This is a genomic window from Streptosporangium subroseum (assembly GCF_900188345.1).
Lineage (GTDB): Bacteria > Actinomycetota > Actinomycetes > Streptosporangiales > Streptosporangiaceae > Streptosporangium > Streptosporangium subroseum.
Genome location: NZ_FZOD01000005.1, coordinates 136,548 through 156,122, shown reverse-complemented (window position 1 = coordinate 156,122; position 19,575 = coordinate 136,548). Strand labels below are relative to the sequence as shown.

Genomic DNA, 19,575 nt, shown 5'->3' with positions numbered 1-19,575 from the left:
CGATTCTCGGCCAACCGGCCCCGGCGGAACAATCCTCCCGGTTGTGTCACGAGTGATGGCAGACTTCACTCGTGACCATGACTCCGGCGAACCCCGATGTCTCCTCCGGAGATGTGATGTCGATCGCCGCCGTGCAGCGGCGGACACTCGCCGTCCTGTCCGCCACGCAGATCTCCAGCGGGATCGGGGTCGCCGTCGGGCTCTCCCTCAGCTCGCTGGTCGTCGCCAGACTCTCGGGCTCGACGGCGATCAGCGGACTGGCCGGAACCGCGACGGTGCTGGGCGCCGCCCTGCTCGCACTGCCCACCGCCAGGGCCTCCGGCGGGAGCGGACGCCGGGCCGGGCTGACCCTGGCCTACGGGTGCGCCCTGATCGGCTCCCTGATCGCGGTGCTCGCCATCTCCCTGGCCTCGTGGCCACTGCTGCTGGGCGGGCTGGTGCTGTTCGGCGGGGCCAGCGCGGGCAACCTGGCCTCCCGCTACTCCGCGACCGACCTGTCTCCCCCCGGGCACTCGGCCCGGCATCTGTCGTGGGTGGTGTGGGCGGGCACGATCGGCGCGGTCGCCGGCCCGAACCTCACGGGACCGGCCGAGCACCTCGGCCGCGCTTTCGGCCTGGCCCCGGACACCGGACCCTTTGTCCTCGCCCTGCTCACCTTCGCGGTCGCGCTGGTCATCCTCGGAATCGCCCTGCGCCCCGACCCGCTGCTGCTGGCCCGCTCGGCCGCCCTCGCCGCGTCGCTCCCCACCACACCGTCTCCCACCACGCCACCCCCCGCTGCACCGTCTCCCACCACGCGGGCCTCCACGGCGCAGGTCCTCCCCGAACATGACCCGGCCGCGCCGGCCCTCAACCCGTCGGACTCCACCGCGGCAGCCCCCTCCACGCCGGCTCTCGACGCACCGGCTCTCGACGCACCGGCGCCGGCCGCGCCGACCTCCACCGCGAAGGGCGGGGGCACGCTACGCACCGCGTGGCGGGCCCTGCGCGATACGCCAATCGCGCGGCGGGCACTCATCGCGATCGCGGTCAGCCACACCGCCATGGTGTCGGTCATGTCCATGACACCGGTCCACCTCGACCACGGCGGCGCGACCTACACGGTCATCGGCATCGTGATCAGCCTGCACATCGCCGGGATGTACATCTTCTCCCCCGTGGTCGGCTGGCTGGCCGACCGGATCGGCCGGATCCAGGTGACGATGCTCGGCATGTTCCTGCTGCTGGCCGCCGCCGTCCTGGCGGGCGGGGCGGGACCGCACGACGTCGTACAGGTGACCGCCGGCCTGTCGCTGCTCGGCGTCGGCTGGTCCTGCGGGCTGATCTCCGGGTCGGCGATGCTCAGCGAGGCCGTTCCGCTGCGGCACCGCCCCGCCGTGCAGGGTCTGTCGGACCTGACGATGAACATCTGCGGCGCGACCGGCACGGTGGTCGCCGGAGTGATCGTCGGCAACCTGTCCTACGGCGTGCTCGGCGCGGCGGTGGCGGTCATGGTGACGATCACCGGCGTGTGGCTGGCGGTGACCGGGAACATCGGATCACGACGCTAGTACGGCAGGTAGTAGCTGAGCACGTCGGCGGTGAGCGGCGGGAAGAGCGCCCGGAACAGCTCGCCGTCGGAGCCGGAGTAGACGTCGGGCCGTATCCGGGACAGCCCGTCGATCCCGTGCGGGCCGAACAGCAGCGCGGGCAGGTAGTCGGGTGCCACCCCTGCGCCGCCCACGACCCCTGGCGCCTGCATCGCACCGTCGGCGGTGACCGCGCCGAGGTCGTCGGCGAGGACCGGGATCCGGTAGTGGGCGCCGAACGTGGAGACGACGACGTCGCGGCCGGTACATCCGGATCCCGGCCGCGGCCAGGCGGCGCCACAGCACCGGCCGCAGCCGGTCCAGCAGGCCCGCCACGTCCGGGATCCGGATGTAGTACTGCTCCGCCTGTCATGTCCTGCAGCTCCACCATCGCCGGGATGTCCGAAGGCAGGGCGGCCCGCAACGCCGGCGTCCCCTCGCCGGCCGGTACGGCCCGCACGGCCCGCACGGGCGGTATGTCGATGGCGTACTCGTAACCGAACAGCCGGTAGAAGTACGGGATTCCGATCATCGCCTGCACGACGTGACCCCGGGCGGCGGAGCGGTCGTGCGCCCACCGCATGAGCTCCCGTACGAGCCCGCGCCCTTCGTACTCCCGGTCCGTGGCGACCAGTTCGACCTGTCCGGCGGGGAGCCGCACCTCGGCGACGCGCAGTTCCTCGTCGAGGAGCGTCGCGGTGGAGACGACCCGGTCGCCGTCGACCACCACGGCGCAGGCCGGCCAGCCGGCGTCGGGATCCGTCACGACCAGCCGGTGGTCGAGGGTGTCGTCGGGCTCGCCCCGTTCGGCGAGGAGCGCACCGATCTGCTCGATGTCCGTCGGGCGCGCCTCTCTCAGGACGAGGCCGTTGGCCAACGGGACGGGCGATGAAGGGGCAGCCGCGATCACTCCGGGACTATTTCACCGTCCGGGCAACCCGTCCATGGGTTTCCTCACCGCCCAGGCGGCCCGTCCATGGCGGTTCACTTGGCGTCGGCGTAACACCGCGGCGGTTCACTTGGCGTCGGCGTAACACCGCACCGCGACGGCCTCCATCGGGAAAAGCACCGGGGTCGGCCCGAACAGCAGCCTGGTCGCCTCCTCGGCGGCCCTGCCGACCGCCACGACGACCTCCTCGGCCGCCTCGGCGGGGCAGTGCACCATCACCTCGTCGTGCTGGAAGAACACCAGCCTGGCCGGGGCGGGCAACAGCCCGCGCAGCACGGCCATCAGCGTGAGCGCCCACTCGGCCGCCGTCGCCTGGACGACGAAGTTTCGGGTGAAGCGGCCCCGGTCACGGGCCGCCCGGTTCCCGTCGGGACCGGAGACCAGCTCCCGCCAGCGGGCCGAGGGCGGCGGGCAGGTGCGGCCCAGCCAGGAACGGACCAGCTTGCCCTCCTCCCCCGACCGGGCGGCGTCCTCCACGAACTGGTAGGCGCGGGGGAAGCGCTGCCGCATGACGGCCAGTAACTTGGGCGCGTCTCCGCTGGTCCCGCCGTACATCGCCGACAGCATGGCGATCTTGGCGTTGTCGCGCTCGCCGCCGAACGGCTGGGCCAGTGCCTGGTAGAGGTCGATCTGCCCGGCAGCCCTGGCCAGGCCGCCGTCACCGGCCATCGCGGCCAGGACCCGGGGCTCCAGCTGGGCCGCGTCGGCGACCACGAGCGTCCAGCCCTCGTCGGCCACCACGACCTTGCGCATCACCTTGGGGATCTGCAGCGCGCCGCCGCCGCTGGTGGCCCACCGGCCCGACACGACGCCGCCCACCACGTATTCGGGCCGGAAGCGGTGGTCGCGGACCCACTGGTCGGCCCAGACCCAGCCGTGGAAGCTGTAGATCCTGGCCAGCTCCTTGTAGGCGAGCAGGGGTGCGACGCCCGGGTGGTCCACCTGCTTGATCTCGTGGGCCCGGGTGGAGGCGACGGGCACGCCCGCCAGTTTGAAGGCCTTGACGATCTGCTGCGGGGAGTCGGGGTTGAACGCCATGCCGAAGGCCGCCGACACCTGGTCGGCCAGGGCCTGGAGCTTGGCCGGCCGCATGCCGTGCACCGGGCGCGGGCCGAGCAGGCCGGTCAGCAGCTCGTCGTGCACGTCCTGCCGCCAGGGCATGCCCTCGTGCTCCATCTCCCCGGCGATCAGCGCTCCGGCCGACTCGGCGGCGACCAGCAGCCGGAACCGGTGCGGGTCGGCGACGGCCTCGATCCGCCGGAGCTGGTCGGCGTGGACCTCCGCGACCAGATCGGCGTCGGGCGGGGGCGGCTCCTCCTCGAAGAGCGTGGCCTGCCGCGCCTGCGGCCCCTGGTGGTCCTCGAGCACCGGGAGGCCGTGCAGCCGGGCGTGGGCGGCCTGGGCCGACCGGGGCTCGCCGTAACGCCCGTCGTATCCGAGGAGCAGTCCCTCGGTCAGCGCCAGGTCGTGGCAGCGCGCCAGCCGCACGCCGGCGCCGAGGAGCGCGGGGTAGATCTCCCGCGTGTCCGCCCAGATCCAGCGCGGGTGGCTGGTCTCCTCCAGCTCCCGCACCGCCGCCGCCAGGTCGGTGACGGACCTGGCGTCCTGGCCCTCGGGACGCAGGACCCCTCCACCGCCGGAACCGGCCGCGACTGCCACATGCATACGTCACAGACTGCCACGCGACACCGACATTCTCGATCAGACGAGCGGGATGACGACCTCGTCTTCGAGCGGGGGTTCGATCTCCTGCGGCAGGCAGCCGGTTGCGGCGAAACAGCGGATCTTCAGGGCTTCCGGCGTCACGGAGATGTGCAGGAAGCTCTTGAAGAACGGCGGGGTGTCCCAGTCGGACAGCTCCGACAGGTAGCGGTGGAAGACCTTGCCCACCGGCAGCCGGAACGGCATCGACCGGCCGCCGAGGATCCGCGCCGCCCATCTCATCCGCGCGGTGATGCGGACGGGCGGGATGTCCCTGGGCGGGGTGTTGCCGATCTGCTCCGACATCAGCGCCACGCCCTCTTCGGGCGTGAGGTAGAGCCAGCGCATGCGCAGCCGCTCGCTGTAGAGCCTGCTGTAGAACGACAGCGAGTCGCCGCGCAGCGGGTAGCACTTGTAGTCGTCCTCGTGGAGGCCGCCGACCGTGACCCTGGGGATGGTGTGGGTGGCGTGCATGAAGGCCCCGGAGCCGCCCGCCACGAAATACTGGATCGTCCGATCGCCCACCTTGATCGGGAAGCGCTGGTAGTTGTGCACGTCGCCGCCTATCGCCGCGACGTAGTTGTTCGCGGGATCGACGACGATGTCGTCGATCGTGCCGCCGCCGTCGAGCGCGGACGGCTTGTAGTCGTTACGGGTGTAGATGGGCTTGCCCGTGATCAGCACCTTGGGCCGGGGGTCCCGGGAGACCTCGCGCAGCCAGTCGGCCTGCTCCCGATCGAGGTCGCCGTGGATCCCGGTGTCCACGCCCACGATGAGCAGGCCCGGAGTCTCCATCGCCCAGTACGGGGCGGGCTGCACGGCCTGCTGCTCGGGCAGCGCCCTGCGCTCGCGCGCCTTGACCAGCCGGTCCTCGTCGATCGTCTCCGGTTTGCGCCAGAGCAGCCCGCGCAGTCCCGAGGGCGACAGCTTGAATCCCTGGCGCTCCGCCTTCAGCGCGGGGGCGTCGCAGAAGACGCGCATGAAGCCGCCGAGCCCGTCGTACCAGTCGTGGTTGCCGGGGATCGCGTATATCGGCGCCCGGTAGTCCTGGTAGGGACGGAAGAACTTGTCCTCATACTCGTTCGCGGACCCGGTGGGATAGATCACGTCGCTGGCGACGACGGCGAAGTCGGTGTCCTGGCCCAGTTTGAGCATGCCCGGCACCACGGCGTACTGCGAGGCGTCGCCCTCCCCCGTGTCGCCGAGGACCAGGAAGGAGAACTCGGGGCCGACGTCCATCGGGATGCGGAAGGACGGATCGACGCCCCGGTCGCGCTGGGAGCCCACCCAGCGTGCCCGGACCTGCCCGGAGGGATCGCCGAACAGGCCCGCGAGGACCTCGTTCCTCGACCTCCAGATCGTGCGCGGGCTCAGCCAGGTGAAGGTCTCCTGGTTGGGCCTCAGGTCCTTGAAGGTGCCGACCTGGACGCAGGACCAGCCCGCCCCCTCCTCCGAGACCCGGGAGGAGACTTCGCGTCCGCGTTCCGCGGCCTGCCCAACATCAACCATGACCATATTTTTACCGCGATCTGAGGATCATGTGCGCCTCGGAGCAGAAGATCGATCTCAAAGTCGCCGAAGCACGCCCGGGCCTCGGTGGATCACCCCGGCCGGAGGGGTCTCCCGATCCACTCTGGAATATGGTTCTACCGTGTACGCCTACTGGGAAACCGTTCCGACGAGGTGGAAGGACAACGACGTCTACGGCCACGTCAACAACGCCGTCCACTACTCGCTGATGGACACAGTGATCAACACCTGGCTCATCAGGACCGCGGGCCTGGACATCCACGGCGGGGACGCCATCGGGCTGTGCGTCGAGTCGCACTGCGTCTACAGGGCGTCGGTCGCCTTCCCCGAGGCCCTCAGGATCGGCCTGCGAATCGGCCGCCTGGGCCGCTCCAGCGTCCGGTACGAGCTCGGGCTGTTCCGCGAGGACGGCGAGACGGTCGTGGCCGAGGGCCACTTCGTCCACGTGTTCGTCGACCGGGAGACCCGGCGGCCCGCCGAGATCCCGGGCCCGCTGCGCGAGGCCATGGAGAAACTCCTGATCAGTGGATGACACCGCGCGTCCGCCGCACGGGAGCCGCTTCCCCGGTGGATTGCCGGCCGCCAGGCGGGGTAAACGCCTTCCGCGACTGTCACCTGGGCAGGCGCGGCACGCAGCGCATATCCGCGACCCGGCGGACGCGATCTGAGATGCGAGGACGGCGATGCAGACCTTCCTCCCTTATCCGGACTTCGCCGCCACGGCGCGGGTCCTCGACCCGTTACGGCTCGGCAAGCAGCGAGTCGAGGCGCTGCAAACACTGCGCGCGCTGACCGTGCGTGGATACGGCTGGCGCCACCATCCGGTGGTTCGGATGTGGGCCGGCTACGAGGAGGCCCTGGTCAGGTACGGCCTGGAGGTGTGCGAACAGTGGTGCGCCATGGGACGGCCCGACACCTGTTCGATCACGATGTCACGGGAGCTGACAGAACGCTGCGGCATCGTGGCTCCACGCTCACAGTCGCTGCTGGCCGCCGCCGGAGAGCTGCCGCCCTGGCTTGGCGATCACGATCTGCACCTCAGCCACCGGTCGGCCCTGCTCCGCAAGGCTCCCGATTTCTACCGCCCGATCTTCGGCGACGAACCGGATGGCCTTCCCTATGTCTGGCCCGCCTCCGGCCGCTCCCCGTCGTACCTGCCACCCGAGTGACCGGCGTGCGAAGGTGCCGGTCGCGGACATCAGGCCCACGACCCGATCGCTGTACATTGTAGATTTTCAACGGGCGTTCATACGGACCGCGCCGGCGGGATACGGAAACGGAAGCTAACCGATCAGCACGCCGGGGTTGAGGATGCCCCGCGGGTCGAGCCGGTCCTTGATCCCGCGCAGGATCTCCACGCCCAGCTCGCCGATCTCGGCGGCGTAGCCCTCCCGGTGGTCGCGGCCGACGCCGTGATGGTGCGAGATCGTGCCCCCGGCCGCGACGATCGCCTCGCCGGCCGACCGCTTGGCCGTCTCCCACTGCGCGAGGGGGTCTCCGCTCTGGGCCGTGACGACCGTGAAGTAGAGCGAGGCGCCCGTGCCGTACACGTGGGAGATGTGGCACATCACCAGCGGTGAGCCGAGGGAGGCCTGGAGCGAGAGCCGTACGGCGTCGTAGAGCCGGGGGAGGTTGGACCAGAACCCCGCCGTCTCCAGCGTCTCCACGGTGGCTCCCACCGCGAGCAGGGAGTCGCGCAGGTAGGGGGCGGAGTAGCGGCCGTGCGCCCAGGACTCACCGGGCTCGGTGCCGAGGTGGAGGCCACCGGACTCCGACAGCACGGCGGCGGCCCGCTCCCGCAGCGCCGTCACCTCCCCGGAACCCTCGTACCCCGCGATGGCCAGGCAGCCCGCGTCCGCCGCCAGGCCGCCGAGCTCACCCGGCCTGGCCAGGCCGATCATCGTCTCGGTCTCGTCGGACAGGCGGAGCACGGTGGGCACGGGGCCCTCCTGGGCCAGGCGCCGCAGTGCGGCCGAGCCCGCCGCGAACGACGCGAACCGCCACCCCTCGTAGATTCGCCGGGTGGGGGCGCGCCGGACCCGCAGGCGCAGGGAGGTGATCACGCCGAAGGCGCCCTCGGAGCCGAGGATCACCTGGCGCAGGTCGGGCCCCGCCGCGGACTTGGGCGCGCGGCCGAGGTCGAGGGTGCCGCGCGGGGTGGCCACGGTCATGCCGACGACCATGTCGTCGAACCGGCCGTACCCCGCCGAGGCCTGGCCGCTGGAACGGGCGGCGGCGAAGCCGCCCAGGGTGGCGTATTCGTACGACTGGGGGAAGTGGCCCAGGGTGAGCCCGTGGGTGGCCAGGAGCTGCTCGGCCTGCGGCGTGCGCAGGCCGGGTTCCATCTCGGCCGTCATCGACTCAGTGTCCACCGAGATCAGCCGGTTCAGCCGCGCCAGGTCCAGCGCGACGACCCCCGCGAAGCCGCGTCTGGTGGCGACCAGGCCCCCGACGACCGAGGTGCCGCCGCCGAACGGGACCACCGCGACCCGGTGCGCGGCGCAGAGCCCCAGCAGCTCCGCCACCTCGGCGTGGGAGCCGGGCAGCACCACCGCGTCGGGCGCGTCGGAGCCGTCTCCCGCGCGCATGCGCATCAGGTCGGGGGTGGACTTGCCCCGGGTGTGCCGGATGCGGGCGTCGGCGTCGGAGCGCACGTGGCCGTCGCCGACGACGGCGCGCAGCTCGGCGAGAACGAGCGGCGAGAGTGCCACGGGGGCCAGCCGCACCTCGCCGAAGCTCGCGGCCGGGGTCTCCGGGGCGCGTACGCCCAGCATGTCCTGGAGCAGCTTGCGGAGCGGTTCGGGCAGGGCCGCGGCCTTGGCGGGGTCACCCCAGCCGGACCAGAGCATGGGTTCGGCGGCGACCTTCGGAGTTTCCACCTATACACTGTGACATATGGCGTCCATTCGTCACAATACGACTGAAAACAGCGGGGGGCCCATCCTCGACGCCGCCCGCGAGGTGATCCTGGCCGTCGGGGTGAGGCGGACCACGCTCACCGACGTGGCACGCCGGGCGGGGCTGTCCCGGATGACGATCTATCGCTCCTGGCCCGACGTGCGCAGCCTCGTCGCCGACCTGATGACCCGCGAGTGGATGCTCGTCGCGGACGGCTTCGCCACCGAGGACCCGGTCACCGCGGCGGTCGCGGTGGTCCGGGCACTGCGTGACCACCCGCTCTGGCGCAAGATCGTCGAAGTGGACCCCGAGCTGCTCCTGCCGTACCTGACGGAGCGCCGGGGATCCAGCCAGGAGGCCATGCTCGCGCTGATCGAGGCGGCGATCGCGCGGGGTCAGCGGTCGGGCGCCGTACGGCCGGGCGACCCCGCGACGCTGGCCAGGACCGTGCTGCTGACCGCCCAGTCGTTCCTGATCTCCGGCTCGACCATGCTGGCCCCCCTCGCCCGGGACAACCCCGGCGCCCCCCTCGCCCCGGGCGACCTGGACGCCGAACTCGCCACGATCCTGGAGAGGTATCTGAGGCCATGAGCTCCTCCCTCAACGCCACCCGCCGCACGCGCGAACTCGCCGAGGTCCGCGACCTCGTGGTGGACGTGCTGGTGGTCGGGCTGGGCGCCACCGGTGCCGGCGCGGCTCTCGACGCCGCCTCCCGGGGCATGTCCGTCGCCGCGATCGACGCCCACGACCTGGCGTTCGGCACCTCCAGGTGGAGCTCCAAGATGATCCACGGCGGGCTCCGCTACCTGGCCAGGGGCCAGGTAGGGGTGGCCTACGAGAGCGCGGTGGAGCGCGACGTCCTGCTCCGTCACACCGCCCCCCACCTGGTCAGGGCCCACCCGTACATGCTGCCGCTGGTCCCGGCGGTCTCCCGCGGCCAGGCGGCGGTCGTAATGGCCGGATACCGACTCGGAGACGGGCTGCGGACGGCGGCGAGCACGCCCCGCCGCCTCCTGCCCGGCCCGTCGCGGATCTCCGCCGGACAGGCGCTGGCCCTCGCCGCACCGCTGAGCCCGCACGGGCTGCGCGGCGCCCTGCTGTCCTGGGACGGGCGCCTGGTCGACGACGCCCGCCTGGTGGTCGCCCTGGCCAGGACGGCCGCCTCGCGGGGAGCCCGGATCCTGACCCGCTGCCGGGCGCTGGAGCTGGCCGGGGACGGAGCGCAGGTCCGCGACGAGCTCACCGGGGACACTTTCACGATCCGGGCCAGGACGGTGATCAACGCCACCGGGGCCTGGGCCGCCCAGCTGAACCCGGAGATCAGGATGCGGCCCTCGCGCGGCACCCACCTGGTGTTCCGCCCCGAGACCCTGCCGGGCCTCGCGGCCGGGATGCACGTGCCGATCCCCGGCGAGGGCAACAGGTTCGTGCTGGTGCTCCCCCAGCCCGACGGCCGCGTCTACGTCGGCCTCACCGACGAGCCGGTGGACGGCCCCGTGCCGGACGTTCCGCAGGTGCCGGAGGAGGACGTGACGTTCCTGCTCGAGGTGCTCAACTCCGTGCTGGAGGCACCGATCGGGCGCGCGCAGGTGGCCGGGACCTATGCCGGGCTCCGGCCGCTGCTGGCCGCCGGGGGACGCACCGCCGACCTGTCGAGGAAACACGCGCTGCTGACGTCCCCGAGCGGGGTCGTGACGATCGTGGGCGGCAAGCTGACCACCTACCGGAGGATGGCCGAGGACGCGGTGGACCGGGTGGTGTCGCTCGGGCGCCTCGACGCGGGCCCGTGCCGTACGGCACGGCTACCCCTGGTCGGCGCTCGTACGGGCGCCGCATCGGGCGGCGGCGCCCCCAGTGCCCTCAGCGCCCGCTCGGTACCCGATGTGCCGGACCGGCTGCTGGAGCGCTACGGGAGCGAGGCCGAGGCCGTGCTGGCGCTGATGGCGCAAGACCCCGGGCTGGCCGAGCCGGGACCGACGGGGATCACCGGGGCCGAGCTCGTCTGGGCCGTCAGGCACGAGGGAGCGCTGGACGTCGCCGACCTCCTCGACCGCCGGACCCGGATCGGCCTGGTCCCCGAGGATCGTGAGGCGGCCCTTCCCGCGGCGCGGGCGGCCCTGGCCTATTGACGACGATCCCACGGAGATCACGAACCCCCAGGCGGCGGATCCGCCGACGGCGAGAATCCCGGTGACGGCGAATCCGCAAGCGGTACTGCCCCATTGACAGCGAACCCGCAAGAAATGCGGGCCCATTGGCAGCAGACCCGCAGAACACGCGAATCCGGATGCCCGCGAATCCGCAAGCGATGCGGGCCCATTGACAGCCAATCCACAGGCCACGCCAACTCATTGACAGCGAATCCGCAGGCCACGCGGACTTCTTGTCGGCGAACCCGCAGATCGGGCGGACCCGCTTGGCATCTGATCCGCAAGCGGTTCGGATCCATTGGCAGCGAACCCTCAGGCGGTGCGACCGCCGGAGCCGGTGGTCGACGGGGGCGGCGCCGTTCTCCGGGAAGGAGGGCCCGTATCCGGCGCGGTTCATGAGGGCCGACCCCTTGACGGGATGCCGCCGAGAGGCATAGGGATTCAGCCACTCCAGTGCTCTGTCACCCCTCCGACACCACCCAACACCGATTAGGTTAGTCTTACCTAAGTCGAATTAGAGGGGGAGAGCGTGGCCGCGGGGAGCGTTTCGGATATGACGGTCAAGGGTTGCATGCACCCTCCGGGCTGCCATACCGGCGATCTGCCGGTTCTCGCCAGCGCGACCGTCGGCGCCCGATTCTGGCTGCTCATCGAGCATTCCGGGCCCTGGGCGGCCTACCTTGAGGACTGCCTGCTTCCCAAAGATGTACACACCCTTATCAAACGGGCCACAAGCCTCGGCATCCGGGCTCAACTGATCCGCCGACCCGGGCGACGAAACCCCACAAACACCGGCATTCACGTCATGGTCGCCAACTCCACTGGCCCCGAACCGTGGATCGCCGAGGGCGTCATCGCAGGTCCAGACGATCTTGACCTTGACAACGTGGTGGCCGGAGTGGTCCCGGAGTCCTGCATACTTGTGAGTGAGCCGGTTTTTCTGGTCTGCACGCATGCCAAGCGCAACGCGTGCTGCGCCCGCATTGGACTACCCCTCGCTCGGTCCTTGGCAAAAATGTTGCCGGACACAGTATGGGAAACATCACATGTTGGCGGCGATCGATACGCCGCCAACCTCGTGTGCTTGCCACACGGGCTTTACTACGGCAGCATGTCTCAGGCTGCCGCGATCGCGGCAGCCGATGCGTATCGGTCCGGCGAGGTCATCCTCGACCGTTTCCGGGGACGCTCAGGCACCCCAGAGCCATTGCAAGCCGCCGAGCATTTCGTCCGTATTCATACGGGTGAACTCTCGGTTGGCGGAGTGGCCGTGGAGTCCTCCAGGTTGGACGGCGACATTACCGAGGCATTGGTGCGCGGTAGTGACGCTCGTTTTCGGGTAGTGGTCGAACCCATGACGCCAACAACGGCATGTGGTACGGCTTGTGCTGACACGATCACTACCTATCGGCTGGTCACGCTGGACAGGGTAAAACCTGTGCGGTATGCCCCGTCCGCACTGACCTGACCTGAGGGAACATCACGGCCTATCCAGGCGTTGGACTCAGGGACGTCATAAACGTCCAATGCGGCATCAACCCGAAATACCTCTCACTGTAAGGTGGTTTTCTCATGTCTCAGGTACGTCGGCAGACCGCCCGGCCTCGGCCCAGCTGGGGCTGGCAGGATGACGCCGCGTGCCGGGGCGAGGACCTCGTGCTCTTCTTCGGTCCCGATGGCGAGCGTCAGCCCGAGCGTGACATCCGCGAGCGTAAGGCCAAGGCCATCTGCGCCCAGTGCCCCGTGCGCGCCGAGTGTCTCGACTATGCGCTTTCCCGCCCGGAGAAGTATGGCACCTGGGGCGGTCTGAACGAGGACGAGCGCGCCTCCGAGCGTCGCCGTCGCATGCGCCGCGCCGCCAGCGCCGGCATTAGTGCCGTCGCCTGAGCAGTACCTCCACCCGGCTTTCCCCCCACGTGTGATCTCGCGTATTCCCCTTGCGAGATCACACGTTGTTGTGTGGGGTCCGTCGTGCCCGGCCTTAGACGTTAAGGACGGCTACGACCCGGCTTCCGCATCTCCTTGTGGATGATCTTCCACTTGTTCTGCAGTTCCTTACGGAGCCGCGCGTCACTCCTTGACGCCATCCAGGCGGCCTCGCGCTGGAGTTTTCTCCAGCTCTCCAGCCGCCGTTCGGGGAGCGTCCCGTCCTCGATCGCGGCGAGTACGGCGCAGCCTGGCTCGCTGTCGTGGCCGCAGTCGGCGAATCGGCACCGGTCGGCGAGCGCTTCGAGGTCGGAGAAGACCATGTCCACGCCCTCGCCCATGTCGTACAGGCCGATGCGGCGGATACCGGGCGTGTCGATGATGAGGCCCCCGCCCTCGAGCGGGATGAGCTCGCGGTGCACGGTGGTGTGACGCCCGCGGCCGTCGCCGGCCCTCACCTGCTGGATCTCCATCACCGCCTCCCCCGCCAGGGCGTTGACGAGGGTGGACTTGCCCGCACCCGAAGCGCCGAGCACCACGGCGGTGCGCGTGCCCTTCAGATAACCGCGGACGATCTCGACCCCCTCGCCGGTGATGGAACAGATCGCGTGCGCGTCCACCCCCGGCGCCACCGTCGCGACCTCCTCCATCAGGAAGTCCAGCCCCTCGCCGATGAGGTCGGACTTGGTGATGAGCACCACGGGGAGGCCTCCGCTCTCCCAGGCCAGCGCGAGCAGCCGCTCGATCCGGCCCAGATCGGCGGTGTCGGTGGCATGCAGGGCGGGTTCGGCGACGAACACGACGTCGACGTTGGCGGCGAGCACCTGCCCCTGGGAATCGCCGGACAGGCCGCCCCTGGAGACCCTGCCGACACCGCCGCGCACAAACGCGGTACGGCGGGGCAGAAGCGCCTCCAGCTCGAAGCGGCCCTCGGGCAGCCTGCGGAGCGCGGCCCAGTCCCCGACGCAGGGCAGGTCGACCGGATCGGCGGCGGCCGCCCGTCGTACGTGGGCGCTGTAATGGACCGGGAAGTGACCGTCGGCGGACAGCACCTCGGCGGCGCCGCGGTCGACGCGGGTCACCCGGGCGGGGATCAGACCGGTGGGAAGCTCGGCGGCGAACGCGTCGTTCCAGCCGAGCGAGAAGAGAACGGAAGAATCAGAGCCGATTGGCGAAGACAACGTGGATACACCCTTTGGAAAGCCGGGTGCCCTGTCGCAAGTCGGCTAGGCGGGCACCCGGAGGTTGATGGACGGCAGGCTCACCAGAACAACCCGCATGGTCCTCACCTCCAAAGTTCGCGGCCATTCATCTGCCGAATGGCGTCTCCGCCAGAACTTTAGCGCAGCATCTCCCACTCCGCGCAAGCCGATATCCGCCCCGGCCGCATCGTGACCTCCGGCGAAGCACCGTGCGGAATCATCCGGCGAGTCGGCGAATCGGTGAATCGGTGAATCACCAGCTGAGAATGTCCGGCGAAATACGGCACGTCCGGTAAACACGACGCGTCCGGCGAAACACGGCGCGGGAGCATCCGGCACATCACCCAGGCAGGGATAAAGCGTGCGGACGGGGAGATCGCCGACGGCTCCGCCGGGATCTCCCCGCCCGGGGGCGAGCAGCACGAAGCCCCGGGACACGTCGGTCCCGGGGCCGGGTGGATCGGTTACAGGCCGGGGGCCGGGAAGTGGGAGGTCAGCTCCGTGACCTCGCCGTGGACGCGGGTGATGACGTGCTTGGCCTCGTCCTCGCCCTTGGCGACGGCGCTGACGACCTGGTCGATCCAGGCGCCGATCTGGCGCATCTCGGCGACGCCCATGCCCCGGCTGGTCACGCCGGCGGTGCCGATGCGGATGCCGGAGGGGTCGAACGGCTTACGCGTGTCGAACGGCACGCTGTTGTAGTTGGTCTCCAGACCGGCCTTGTCCAGGGCCTGGGCGGCGGGCTTGCCGCCGATGCCCTTGGGGGTCAGGTCGAACAGGATGAGGTGGTTGTCGGTGCCACCGGAGACCAGGTCGAAGCCCCGGCCGCTGAGCTCTTCGGCCAGCGCCTGGGCGTTCATGACGACCTGGCGGGCATAGTCCTTGAACTCGTCGGTCGCCGCTTCCTTCAGCGCCACCGCGATGGCCGCGGTGGTGTGGTTGTGCGGGCCGCCCTGCAGGCCGGGGAAGACGGCCTTGTTCAGCGCGGTGGCGTGCTCGTCGGAGGTGGCCATGAGCATGGCGCCCCGGGGACCGCGCAGGGTCTTGTGGGTGGTGGTGGAGATGACGTCCGCGTGGCCGACCGGCGACGGATGGGCGCCACCGGCCACCAGGCCGGCGATGTGCGCGATGTCGGCGGCGAGCACCGCCCCGACCTCGCGGGCGATCTCGGCGAAGGCCGGGAAGTCGATCGTGCGCGGGATCGCGGTGCCGCCGCAGAAGATCAGCTTGGGACGCTCGCGCAGCGCGATCTCGCGGACCTCGTCCATGTCGACGCGGCCGGTGTCCTGGCGGACGCCGTAGCGGACCGGGTTGAACCACTTGCCGGTGGCCGAGACGGACCAGCCGTGGGTCAGGTGACCGCCGAAGGGAAGGCCCATGCCCATGACGGTCTCGCCCGGCTTCAGGAAGGCCAGGTAGATCGCCAGGTTCGCGGGCGAGCCCGAGTAGGGCTGGACGTTCGCGTGGTTCACCCCGAACAGGGACTTGGCCCTCTCGATGGCGAGGATCTCGATCTGGTCGATGACCTGCTGGCCCTCGTAGTAGCGCTTGCCCGGATAGCCCTCGGAATACTTGTTCGTGAGGACGGTGCCGGTGGCCTCGAGGACCGCCTTGGAGGCGTAGTTCTCTGAGGCGATCAGCTTGACGGTGTCGGCCTGGCGCCGCTCCTCCGCCTTGATGAGCTCGGCAATCTGTGGATCGACGCTGTTAAGAGAACTCATGCCGCGTGCACTCCCCTGTCATCGTTGACAACGGGCGAAGACCCAGGCGCACGGCCTCCGCCACTCGCTCCCCGGTGGTCCTTCCACCCAACGCGCCAGTCACGGTTTAGACGATAGCGGACTACCCGATACGGCCGACGCGACTTGTGCCGCCGGCGGGCCAGAGCCGATCCACCTCGGCGTTGAGTATGGCTCCGATGAGCACCGCCAGCGCGGTGATGTAGAGCCAGAGCAGCATCGCGATCGGGGCGGCGAGCGAGCCGTAGATGGAGACCGGGGAGAACCAGGCGGCGAGCACCGCGCGCAGCACGGCGGCGCAGGCGATCCAGATGATCAGGGCGAGCACGGCCCCCGGCAGCTCCCGCCACCAGCGCGTACGGACCGGCACGCTCACGTGGTAGAGCAGGGTGAGGAAGCAGACCGAGCCGATGATGACCACCGGCCAGTAGAGGATGTCGACCAGGACGGCGTAGTCATAGGGCAGCGCGCTCCGCAGCGCCGCGGGACCGAGGACGAGCACGGGCATGACGACCAGCCCGATCAGCAGGCCCGCGAGATAGAAGCCGAAGGACATCAGGCGGGTGCGGATGATGCCGCGCTCCTCGCCGAGCCCGTAGGCGACCGAGATCAGGTCGACGTAGACGAACAGTGCCCGCGAGCCCGACCAGAGGGCCAGCACGAAGCCCAGGGAGATCAGCGACACCTTGTTCTCGGGCTTCAGCACGTCCTTGATGAGAGGGGTGACGACGGTGTCGACGGCGTTGTCGGTGAACAGCAGGTGGGCCTGTGTCTCGATCCAGACGCTGACGTCCTTCACCGTCTCGGGACCGAAGATCTTGGTGAGCTGGCCGAGCACACCGATCAGGCCGAGCACGAAGGGGGGCAACGACAGCAGCGCGAAGAAGGCCGCCTCACCGGCCAGACCGGTGACCCGGTAGGCGACGCCCGCGTTCGTGGTGGCGCTGACCAGCGCCCAGGTGCCCGTCCCCCGGACCCAGGAGAGTCCGGCGCGCAATCTGGCCCTGCGCCCACGCGGCGAGCGCCTTTTGGGTCCGGGCCGCTGCGCCGAGGCATCAGTGGACGTCATGCCACACAACGGTATTCCTAGCCACGCTTGATCACGAGTCCGGCCCGCAACGATCGAATCTCGTGTCGGCCAACCAGACCAAACAATCGGATTTCGGGTCAGCTAACCGGACTACCTGCGATAAAACGCCTCGGCCTCGTTCACGTCGACGATCCGGGCGCCCAGCGGCAGCAGCGAGACCGGGATCAGCTTGATGTTCGCGATGGCGAGGGGAATGCCGATGATCGACAGGAAGAGCGGGATCGAGGTCAGCACGTGCCCGATCGCCAGCCAGATCCCGGCCACGACGAACCAGATCACGTTGCCGACCAGGGACAGCACGCCCGCGTCGGGGTCGCGCACCACGGTCCGGCCGAAGGGCCACAGTGCGTAGGCCGCGATCCGGAATGACGCGATACCAAATGGAATCGTAATAATCAGGACACAACAGATGATGCCCGCGAGGACGTAGGCGAGCGCCAGCCAGATGCCGGCGAACACCAGCCAGATGACGTTCAACAGGGTCCGCATGATCAAAGCATCTCAGACCCCGCCCTACCGGCTCTATCGGGTGCGCCCCTGAGAGATCCCCGAGGAGGAGCCTCCCGATCCCAGGGGCGCCCGCCCCCCGCCCGGCGGCCCGGCGAACGCCTGGGCCACCGCCATCCAGGCCTCCGCGGCCGGACCGCGCACCTCCAGGGAGGTGTCGGCGAGGTGGCGCCGCTGGACCACCAGAAGGCAGAAGTCGAGCACCGTCCCCGCGACCACGTCCTCCGCGTCCTCGGGACCCGCCGACCACGGTGACCCGCCGGGCATCGTCAGCTCCACCCGCACCGGACGCGCGGGCGGCTCCAGACCGCGGATCGCGAAGCCGTACGGCATGGCGCGCACCCCGAGCATCGCCACGTGCCTGAGCCTGGCGGTCGGCGTTCGCACGACGCCGAGCGCGTCCGCCACGTCCTGCCCGTGGGCCCAGGTCTCCATCAGCCGCGCGGTGACGAAGGACGCCGCCGACATGTCGGGCCCGTACCAGGGCAGCCTGGTCCGGGGATCCAGCCGGGCGAAAGCCTCCAGGCTGCGGGCCCTGGCCGCGCGGAACCAGTCGCGGACCTGGTCGGCGGTGAGGCCGCGCGAGGCGACGACGAGCTCGTCCACCCCGGAGTACCCGCGGGCGAGGAAGGCGGGCAGGGCCGCGCGGAAACCCTCGGGGTCGGTCGCCGAGGTGGTGGCCGCGTCGTCGAACCAGGCGAGGTGGCTGATCTGGTCTCGTACGGCCCAGCCCTCGGCCGGGGTGGGAAGCTCCCAGGCGGTCGCGTCGAGCCCCCGGATCATGGCGTCGAGCTCGGCGGTCTCGGCGCGCAGATCCGCCGATAGCTCGTCCATCAGACTCACGGCGCCTCCCTGGTCACGGCGAGAAAAGAGTAACCGAGGGATGTTCTGGAAGGAACAGCCACCCGGAGTCGCACAATGGAAGGGTGATCTGCGACGAGTGCAAGCAGCGAAGGCACGACGGGTGCCGGGGCGGCTCGTGGTGCGACTGCCAGCACCAAGCGAAAACCCACCAGGAGCAACAGCCCAGTTGCTCTGGGCAGCGCGAGGAACATGATCCCGAGCCGTCCGTGAACTGGCTGAGTCAGGGCTGACCCCGCGCCGGGCAGAGGGGGAAGAGCACCCGGATTGTGGGCATCCCCGGCGGTGCCCACCCAGGATGAGAACCTGGCGGCGTCCATCTCGGCGCCGAAGAACGCGGTCACCGGGCCGGCCAACCGCGTCAAGGAACCGCGGGCGGAATTCGAGGTCATGAAGGGCGCCCAGGCGCGGATGCCGGAGATCCCGATCGAACTCCAGAGGCGCGTGAGCAGCGCGAGCGAGTAGCTCTCCCGCGTCTCATGGCAATCGATCCCGGAGACTCCCCCTCGCCTGGCGGGGTGCCGGCGACAGTTCTGGCGGCACGGGGGAGTCTCGCAGCGGCATGCCAAGCGGAGCACAGCCTGCCAGACAAGGCAGCCTTACCCACCCTTAACCCATGCTTGGGCTCCGTTTTGTTTGAACGTTCTACCAAATTGCATATTGTATGCAGTATGCAAGAAAAACCAGTCATCGGACCATCCGACCAATCGCCCGAGGGGGCAAAGATGCGTGCGGTACCTCCAGATCTAGTGCCTGGGGAGGCTCTACGGGAGCTTCGGGACTGGAACAGGCTGCTTGCCGAGGTGAGCTGGCACGAATCCATCTATTGGGTGCTACGGAGCCCGCAGAACATCAAGGCATACCGTGACCTGGCACACAAGGCCCATCTCATCAACTACTTCATGTTCCAGATTCACGACTGGCTCCTGATCCACCAGCACGAGCTGGTGAAGGACATCCTCGTGCCGTTCCACTGCCCGAAGTGCACCTACCGCATCCACCCGCCGGAGATGATGGCGGAGATCTAGTGGGTTCCCACTGCGCGCCAGAGCCGGCGCATGCGCTGCCGACCCAGCGCCTTGAGGGTCCTGGCAGAACGCCAGGACCCTCAAGGGCTCGGGAAGGTTCTCGAAGATTCGATAGACGCCAGCCGCCGCTCTGGGCCGGCCCCGACAAGGCTAGGACCGCGTCGGGCTGTCACCGGCGGGGTTAAGACCATGTTTCCGTCCAGATTCTGGACCGGACATTGGACATCTCGGGCCACCAAGGTATCGTCGTAGACATGCCAGTGGACCCATTGCTCGTCGTGCGACGCCACGTCGACCTTCTGCGTGTCCGCAGTGCCATCTGTTGTGACGTCCGTTAATCGTCGCCCTCTGCTGATTTCATCCAGCTCGGCCGCGTAACAGGCGTCCTCGTTTGAGTAACCAACGACCCCCGCACTCAACGATGAG

19 protein-coding genes, 1 pseudogene and 1 riboswitch are annotated in these 19,575 nt (G+C 69.7%); of the genes and pseudogenes, 10 read left to right on the top strand and 10 right to left on the bottom strand.

Annotated features, from left to right (window positions below; translation table 11 throughout):
* Nucleotides 1–77 precede the first annotated feature (77 nt).
* Entirely contained in the window at nt 78–1,550 is a 1,473-nt protein-coding gene (locus CHC08_RS07315; RefSeq protein WP_245878201.1) for an MFS transporter, read from the top strand.
* Here the strand turns inward: CHC08_RS07315 and CHC08_RS51300 are convergent.
* From CHC08_RS51300 to CHC08_RS07300, 4 genes and pseudogenes are all read right to left on the bottom strand, one after another.
* Nucleotides 1,547–1,741 carry a hypothetical protein gene (locus CHC08_RS51300; protein ID WP_245878182.1) on the bottom strand — a complete coding sequence of 65 codons (195 nt, stop codon included), beginning with the start codon at nt 1,739–1,741 and terminating at the stop codon, nt 1,547–1,549. The genes CHC08_RS07315 and CHC08_RS51300 overlap by 4 nt on opposite strands.
* A gap of 371 nt (nt 1,742–2,112) precedes the next feature.
* Nucleotides 2,113–2,295, bottom strand: a pseudogene (locus CHC08_RS52885) (GNAT family N-acetyltransferase); the annotation flags it as partial.
* A gap of 288 nt (nt 2,296–2,583) precedes the next feature.
* Nucleotides 2,584–4,182: a bifunctional 3'-5' exonuclease/DNA polymerase gene (locus CHC08_RS07305; RefSeq protein ID WP_089206409.1), complete on the bottom strand. Its 1,599-nt coding sequence runs from the start codon at nt 4,180–4,182 to the stop codon at nt 2,584–2,586.
* 36 nt (nt 4,183–4,218) lie between these two features.
* Nucleotides 4,219–5,727, bottom strand: a complete 1,509-nt coding sequence (locus CHC08_RS07300) for a metallophosphoesterase family protein (protein WP_089206540.1) — start codon at nt 5,725–5,727, stop codon at nt 4,219–4,221.
* Nucleotides 5,728–5,869: 142 nt separating this feature from the next.
* Between CHC08_RS07300 and CHC08_RS07295 the strand changes: the two genes are divergently transcribed.
* Complete coding sequence (locus tag CHC08_RS07295) at nt 5,870–6,280, top strand: acyl-CoA thioesterase (protein WP_245878180.1); 411 nt, start codon at nt 5,870–5,872, stop codon at nt 6,278–6,280.
* A gap of 151 nt (nt 6,281–6,431) precedes the next feature.
* A complete protein-coding gene (locus CHC08_RS07290) occupies nt 6,432–6,917 on the top strand; it encodes an MSMEG_6728 family protein (protein ID WP_089206407.1) in 486 nt (161 codons plus the stop codon).
* A gap of 114 nt (nt 6,918–7,031) precedes the next feature.
* Here CHC08_RS07290 and CHC08_RS07285 read toward each other — a convergent pair whose 3' ends face one another.
* Complete coding sequence (locus CHC08_RS07285; RefSeq protein WP_089206539.1) at nt 7,032–8,597, bottom strand: FAD-binding oxidoreductase; 1,566 nt, start codon at nt 8,595–8,597, stop codon at nt 7,032–7,034.
* 46 nt (nt 8,598–8,643) lie between these two features.
* Here CHC08_RS07285 and CHC08_RS07280 point away from each other — a divergent pair, with 46 nt between their 5' ends.
* The 4 genes from CHC08_RS07280 (at nt 8,644) to CHC08_RS07265 (ending at nt 12,683) form a co-directional block, all read left to right on the top strand.
* Nucleotides 8,644–9,237 (top strand): TetR/AcrR family transcriptional regulator, encoded by a 594-nt coding sequence (locus CHC08_RS07280; protein WP_089206406.1) that lies wholly within the window; start codon nt 8,644–8,646, stop codon nt 9,235–9,237.
* Complete coding sequence (locus tag CHC08_RS07275) at nt 9,234–10,775, top strand: glycerol-3-phosphate dehydrogenase/oxidase (protein WP_089206405.1); 1,542 nt, start codon at nt 9,234–9,236, stop codon at nt 10,773–10,775. The genes CHC08_RS07280 and CHC08_RS07275 overlap by 4 nt, the downstream gene beginning before the upstream one ends.
* 574 nt (nt 10,776–11,349) lie before the next feature.
* The gene (locus tag CHC08_RS07270; RefSeq protein WP_179281928.1) at nt 11,350–12,264 is read left to right on the top strand and encodes a sucrase ferredoxin; all 915 of its coding nucleotides are present in this window, start codon (nt 11,350–11,352) and stop codon (nt 12,262–12,264) included.
* Nucleotides 12,265–12,368: 104 nt separating this feature from the next.
* Entirely contained in the window at nt 12,369–12,683 is a 315-nt protein-coding gene (locus tag CHC08_RS07265; RefSeq protein ID WP_012893126.1) for a WhiB family transcriptional regulator, read from the top strand.
* A 101-nt stretch (nt 12,684–12,784) separates the two neighbouring features.
* Here CHC08_RS07265 and rsgA read toward each other — a convergent pair whose 3' ends face one another.
* The 5 genes from rsgA to CHC08_RS07240 all read right to left on the bottom strand — a co-directional run bounded on the left by rsgA (nt 12,785) and on the right by CHC08_RS07240 (nt 18,094).
* Nucleotides 12,785–13,903 (bottom strand): ribosome small subunit-dependent GTPase A, encoded by a 1,119-nt coding sequence (rsgA, locus tag CHC08_RS07260; protein WP_089206403.1) that lies wholly within the window; start codon nt 13,901–13,903, stop codon nt 12,785–12,787.
* Between the two features lie 485 nt (nt 13,904–14,388).
* On the bottom strand, nt 14,389–15,645 hold the full coding sequence (gene glyA, locus CHC08_RS07255) for a serine hydroxymethyltransferase (RefSeq protein ID WP_089206402.1): 1,257 nt from the start codon (nt 15,643–15,645) through the stop codon (nt 14,389–14,391).
* Between the two features lie 33 nt (nt 15,646–15,678).
* Nucleotides 15,679–15,758: riboswitch (ZMP/ZTP riboswitch) on the bottom strand.
* Between the two features lie 8 nt (nt 15,759–15,766).
* The gene (locus tag CHC08_RS07250) at nt 15,767–16,732 is read right to left on the bottom strand and encodes a YihY/virulence factor BrkB family protein (protein ID WP_245878179.1); all 966 of its coding nucleotides are present in this window, start codon (nt 16,730–16,732) and stop codon (nt 15,767–15,769) included.
* Nucleotides 16,733–16,843: 111 nt separating this feature from the next.
* A complete protein-coding gene (locus CHC08_RS07245; RefSeq protein WP_089206538.1) occupies nt 16,844–17,242 on the bottom strand; it encodes a YccF domain-containing protein in 399 nt (132 codons plus the stop codon).
* Between the two features lie 33 nt (nt 17,243–17,275).
* Nucleotides 17,276–18,094 carry a TIGR03084 family metal-binding protein gene (locus tag CHC08_RS07240; RefSeq protein WP_089206400.1) on the bottom strand — a complete coding sequence of 273 codons (819 nt, stop codon included), beginning with the start codon at nt 18,092–18,094 and terminating at the stop codon, nt 17,276–17,278.
* 312 nt (nt 18,095–18,406) lie between these two features.
* On the opposite strand from CHC08_RS07240, the gene CHC08_RS07235 reads away from it, so the two are divergent.
* The 3 genes from CHC08_RS07235 (at nt 18,407) to CHC08_RS52880 (ending at nt 19,487) form a co-directional block, all read left to right on the top strand.
* On the top strand, nt 18,407–18,586 hold the full coding sequence (locus CHC08_RS07235) for a hypothetical protein (RefSeq protein WP_089206399.1): 180 nt from the start codon (nt 18,407–18,409) through the stop codon (nt 18,584–18,586).
* 338 nt (nt 18,587–18,924) lie between these two features.
* Nucleotides 18,925–19,149 carry a hypothetical protein gene (locus CHC08_RS07230; RefSeq protein WP_089206398.1) on the top strand — a complete coding sequence of 75 codons (225 nt, stop codon included), beginning with the start codon at nt 18,925–18,927 and terminating at the stop codon, nt 19,147–19,149.
* Between the two features lie 254 nt (nt 19,150–19,403).
* Nucleotides 19,404–19,487 carry a putative leader peptide gene (locus tag CHC08_RS52880; protein ID WP_364250218.1) on the top strand — a complete coding sequence of 28 codons (84 nt, stop codon included), beginning with the start codon at nt 19,404–19,406 and terminating at the stop codon, nt 19,485–19,487.
* Nucleotides 19,488–19,575: the final 88 nt, after the last annotated feature.

Bases quoted from the DNA above. Each gene is read 5' to 3' on its own strand.
- CHC08_RS07245 (WP_089206538.1), bottom strand. From the start codon at position 17,242: ATGCGGACCCTGTTGAACGTCATCTGGCTGGTGTTCGCCGGCATCTGG.
- CHC08_RS07240 (WP_089206400.1), bottom strand. From the start codon at position 18,094: ATGGACGAGCTATCGGCGGATCTGCGCGCCGAGACCGCCGAGCTCGAC.
- CHC08_RS07250 (WP_245878179.1), bottom strand. From the start codon at position 16,732: ATGACGTCCACTGATGCCTCGGCGCAGCGGCCCGGACCCAAAAGGCGC.
- CHC08_RS07270 (WP_179281928.1), top strand. From the start codon at position 11,350: ATGACGGTCAAGGGTTGCATGCACCCTCCGGGCTGCCATACCGGCGAT.
- CHC08_RS51300 (WP_245878182.1), bottom strand. From the start codon at position 1,741: ATGCAGGCGCCAGGGGTCGTGGGCGGCGCAGGGGTGGCACCCGACTAC.
- CHC08_RS07305 (WP_089206409.1), bottom strand. From the start codon at position 4,182: ATGCATGTGGCAGTCGCGGCCGGTTCCGGCGGTGGAGGGGTCCTGCGT.
- CHC08_RS07265 (WP_012893126.1), top strand. From the start codon at position 12,369: ATGTCTCAGGTACGTCGGCAGACCGCCCGGCCTCGGCCCAGCTGGGGC.
- CHC08_RS07285 (WP_089206539.1), bottom strand. From the start codon at position 8,597: ATGCTCTGGTCCGGCTGGGGTGACCCCGCCAAGGCCGCGGCCCTGCCC.
- CHC08_RS52880 (WP_364250218.1), top strand. From the start codon at position 19,404: ATGCCAGTGGACCCATTGCTCGTCGTGCGACGCCACGTCGACCTTCTG.
- CHC08_RS07290 (WP_089206407.1), top strand. From the start codon at position 6,432: ATGCAGACCTTCCTCCCTTATCCGGACTTCGCCGCCACGGCGCGGGTC.
- CHC08_RS07275 (WP_089206405.1), top strand. From the start codon at position 9,234: ATGAGCTCCTCCCTCAACGCCACCCGCCGCACGCGCGAACTCGCCGAG.
- glyA (WP_089206402.1), bottom strand. From the start codon at position 15,645: ATGAGTTCTCTTAACAGCGTCGATCCACAGATTGCCGAGCTCATCAAG.
- CHC08_RS07315 (WP_245878201.1), top strand. From the start codon at position 78: ATGACTCCGGCGAACCCCGATGTCTCCTCCGGAGATGTGATGTCGATC.
- CHC08_RS07280 (WP_089206406.1), top strand. From the start codon at position 8,644: ATGGCGTCCATTCGTCACAATACGACTGAAAACAGCGGGGGGCCCATC.
- CHC08_RS07300 (WP_089206540.1), bottom strand. From the start codon at position 5,727: ATGGTTGATGTTGGGCAGGCCGCGGAACGCGGACGCGAAGTCTCCTCC.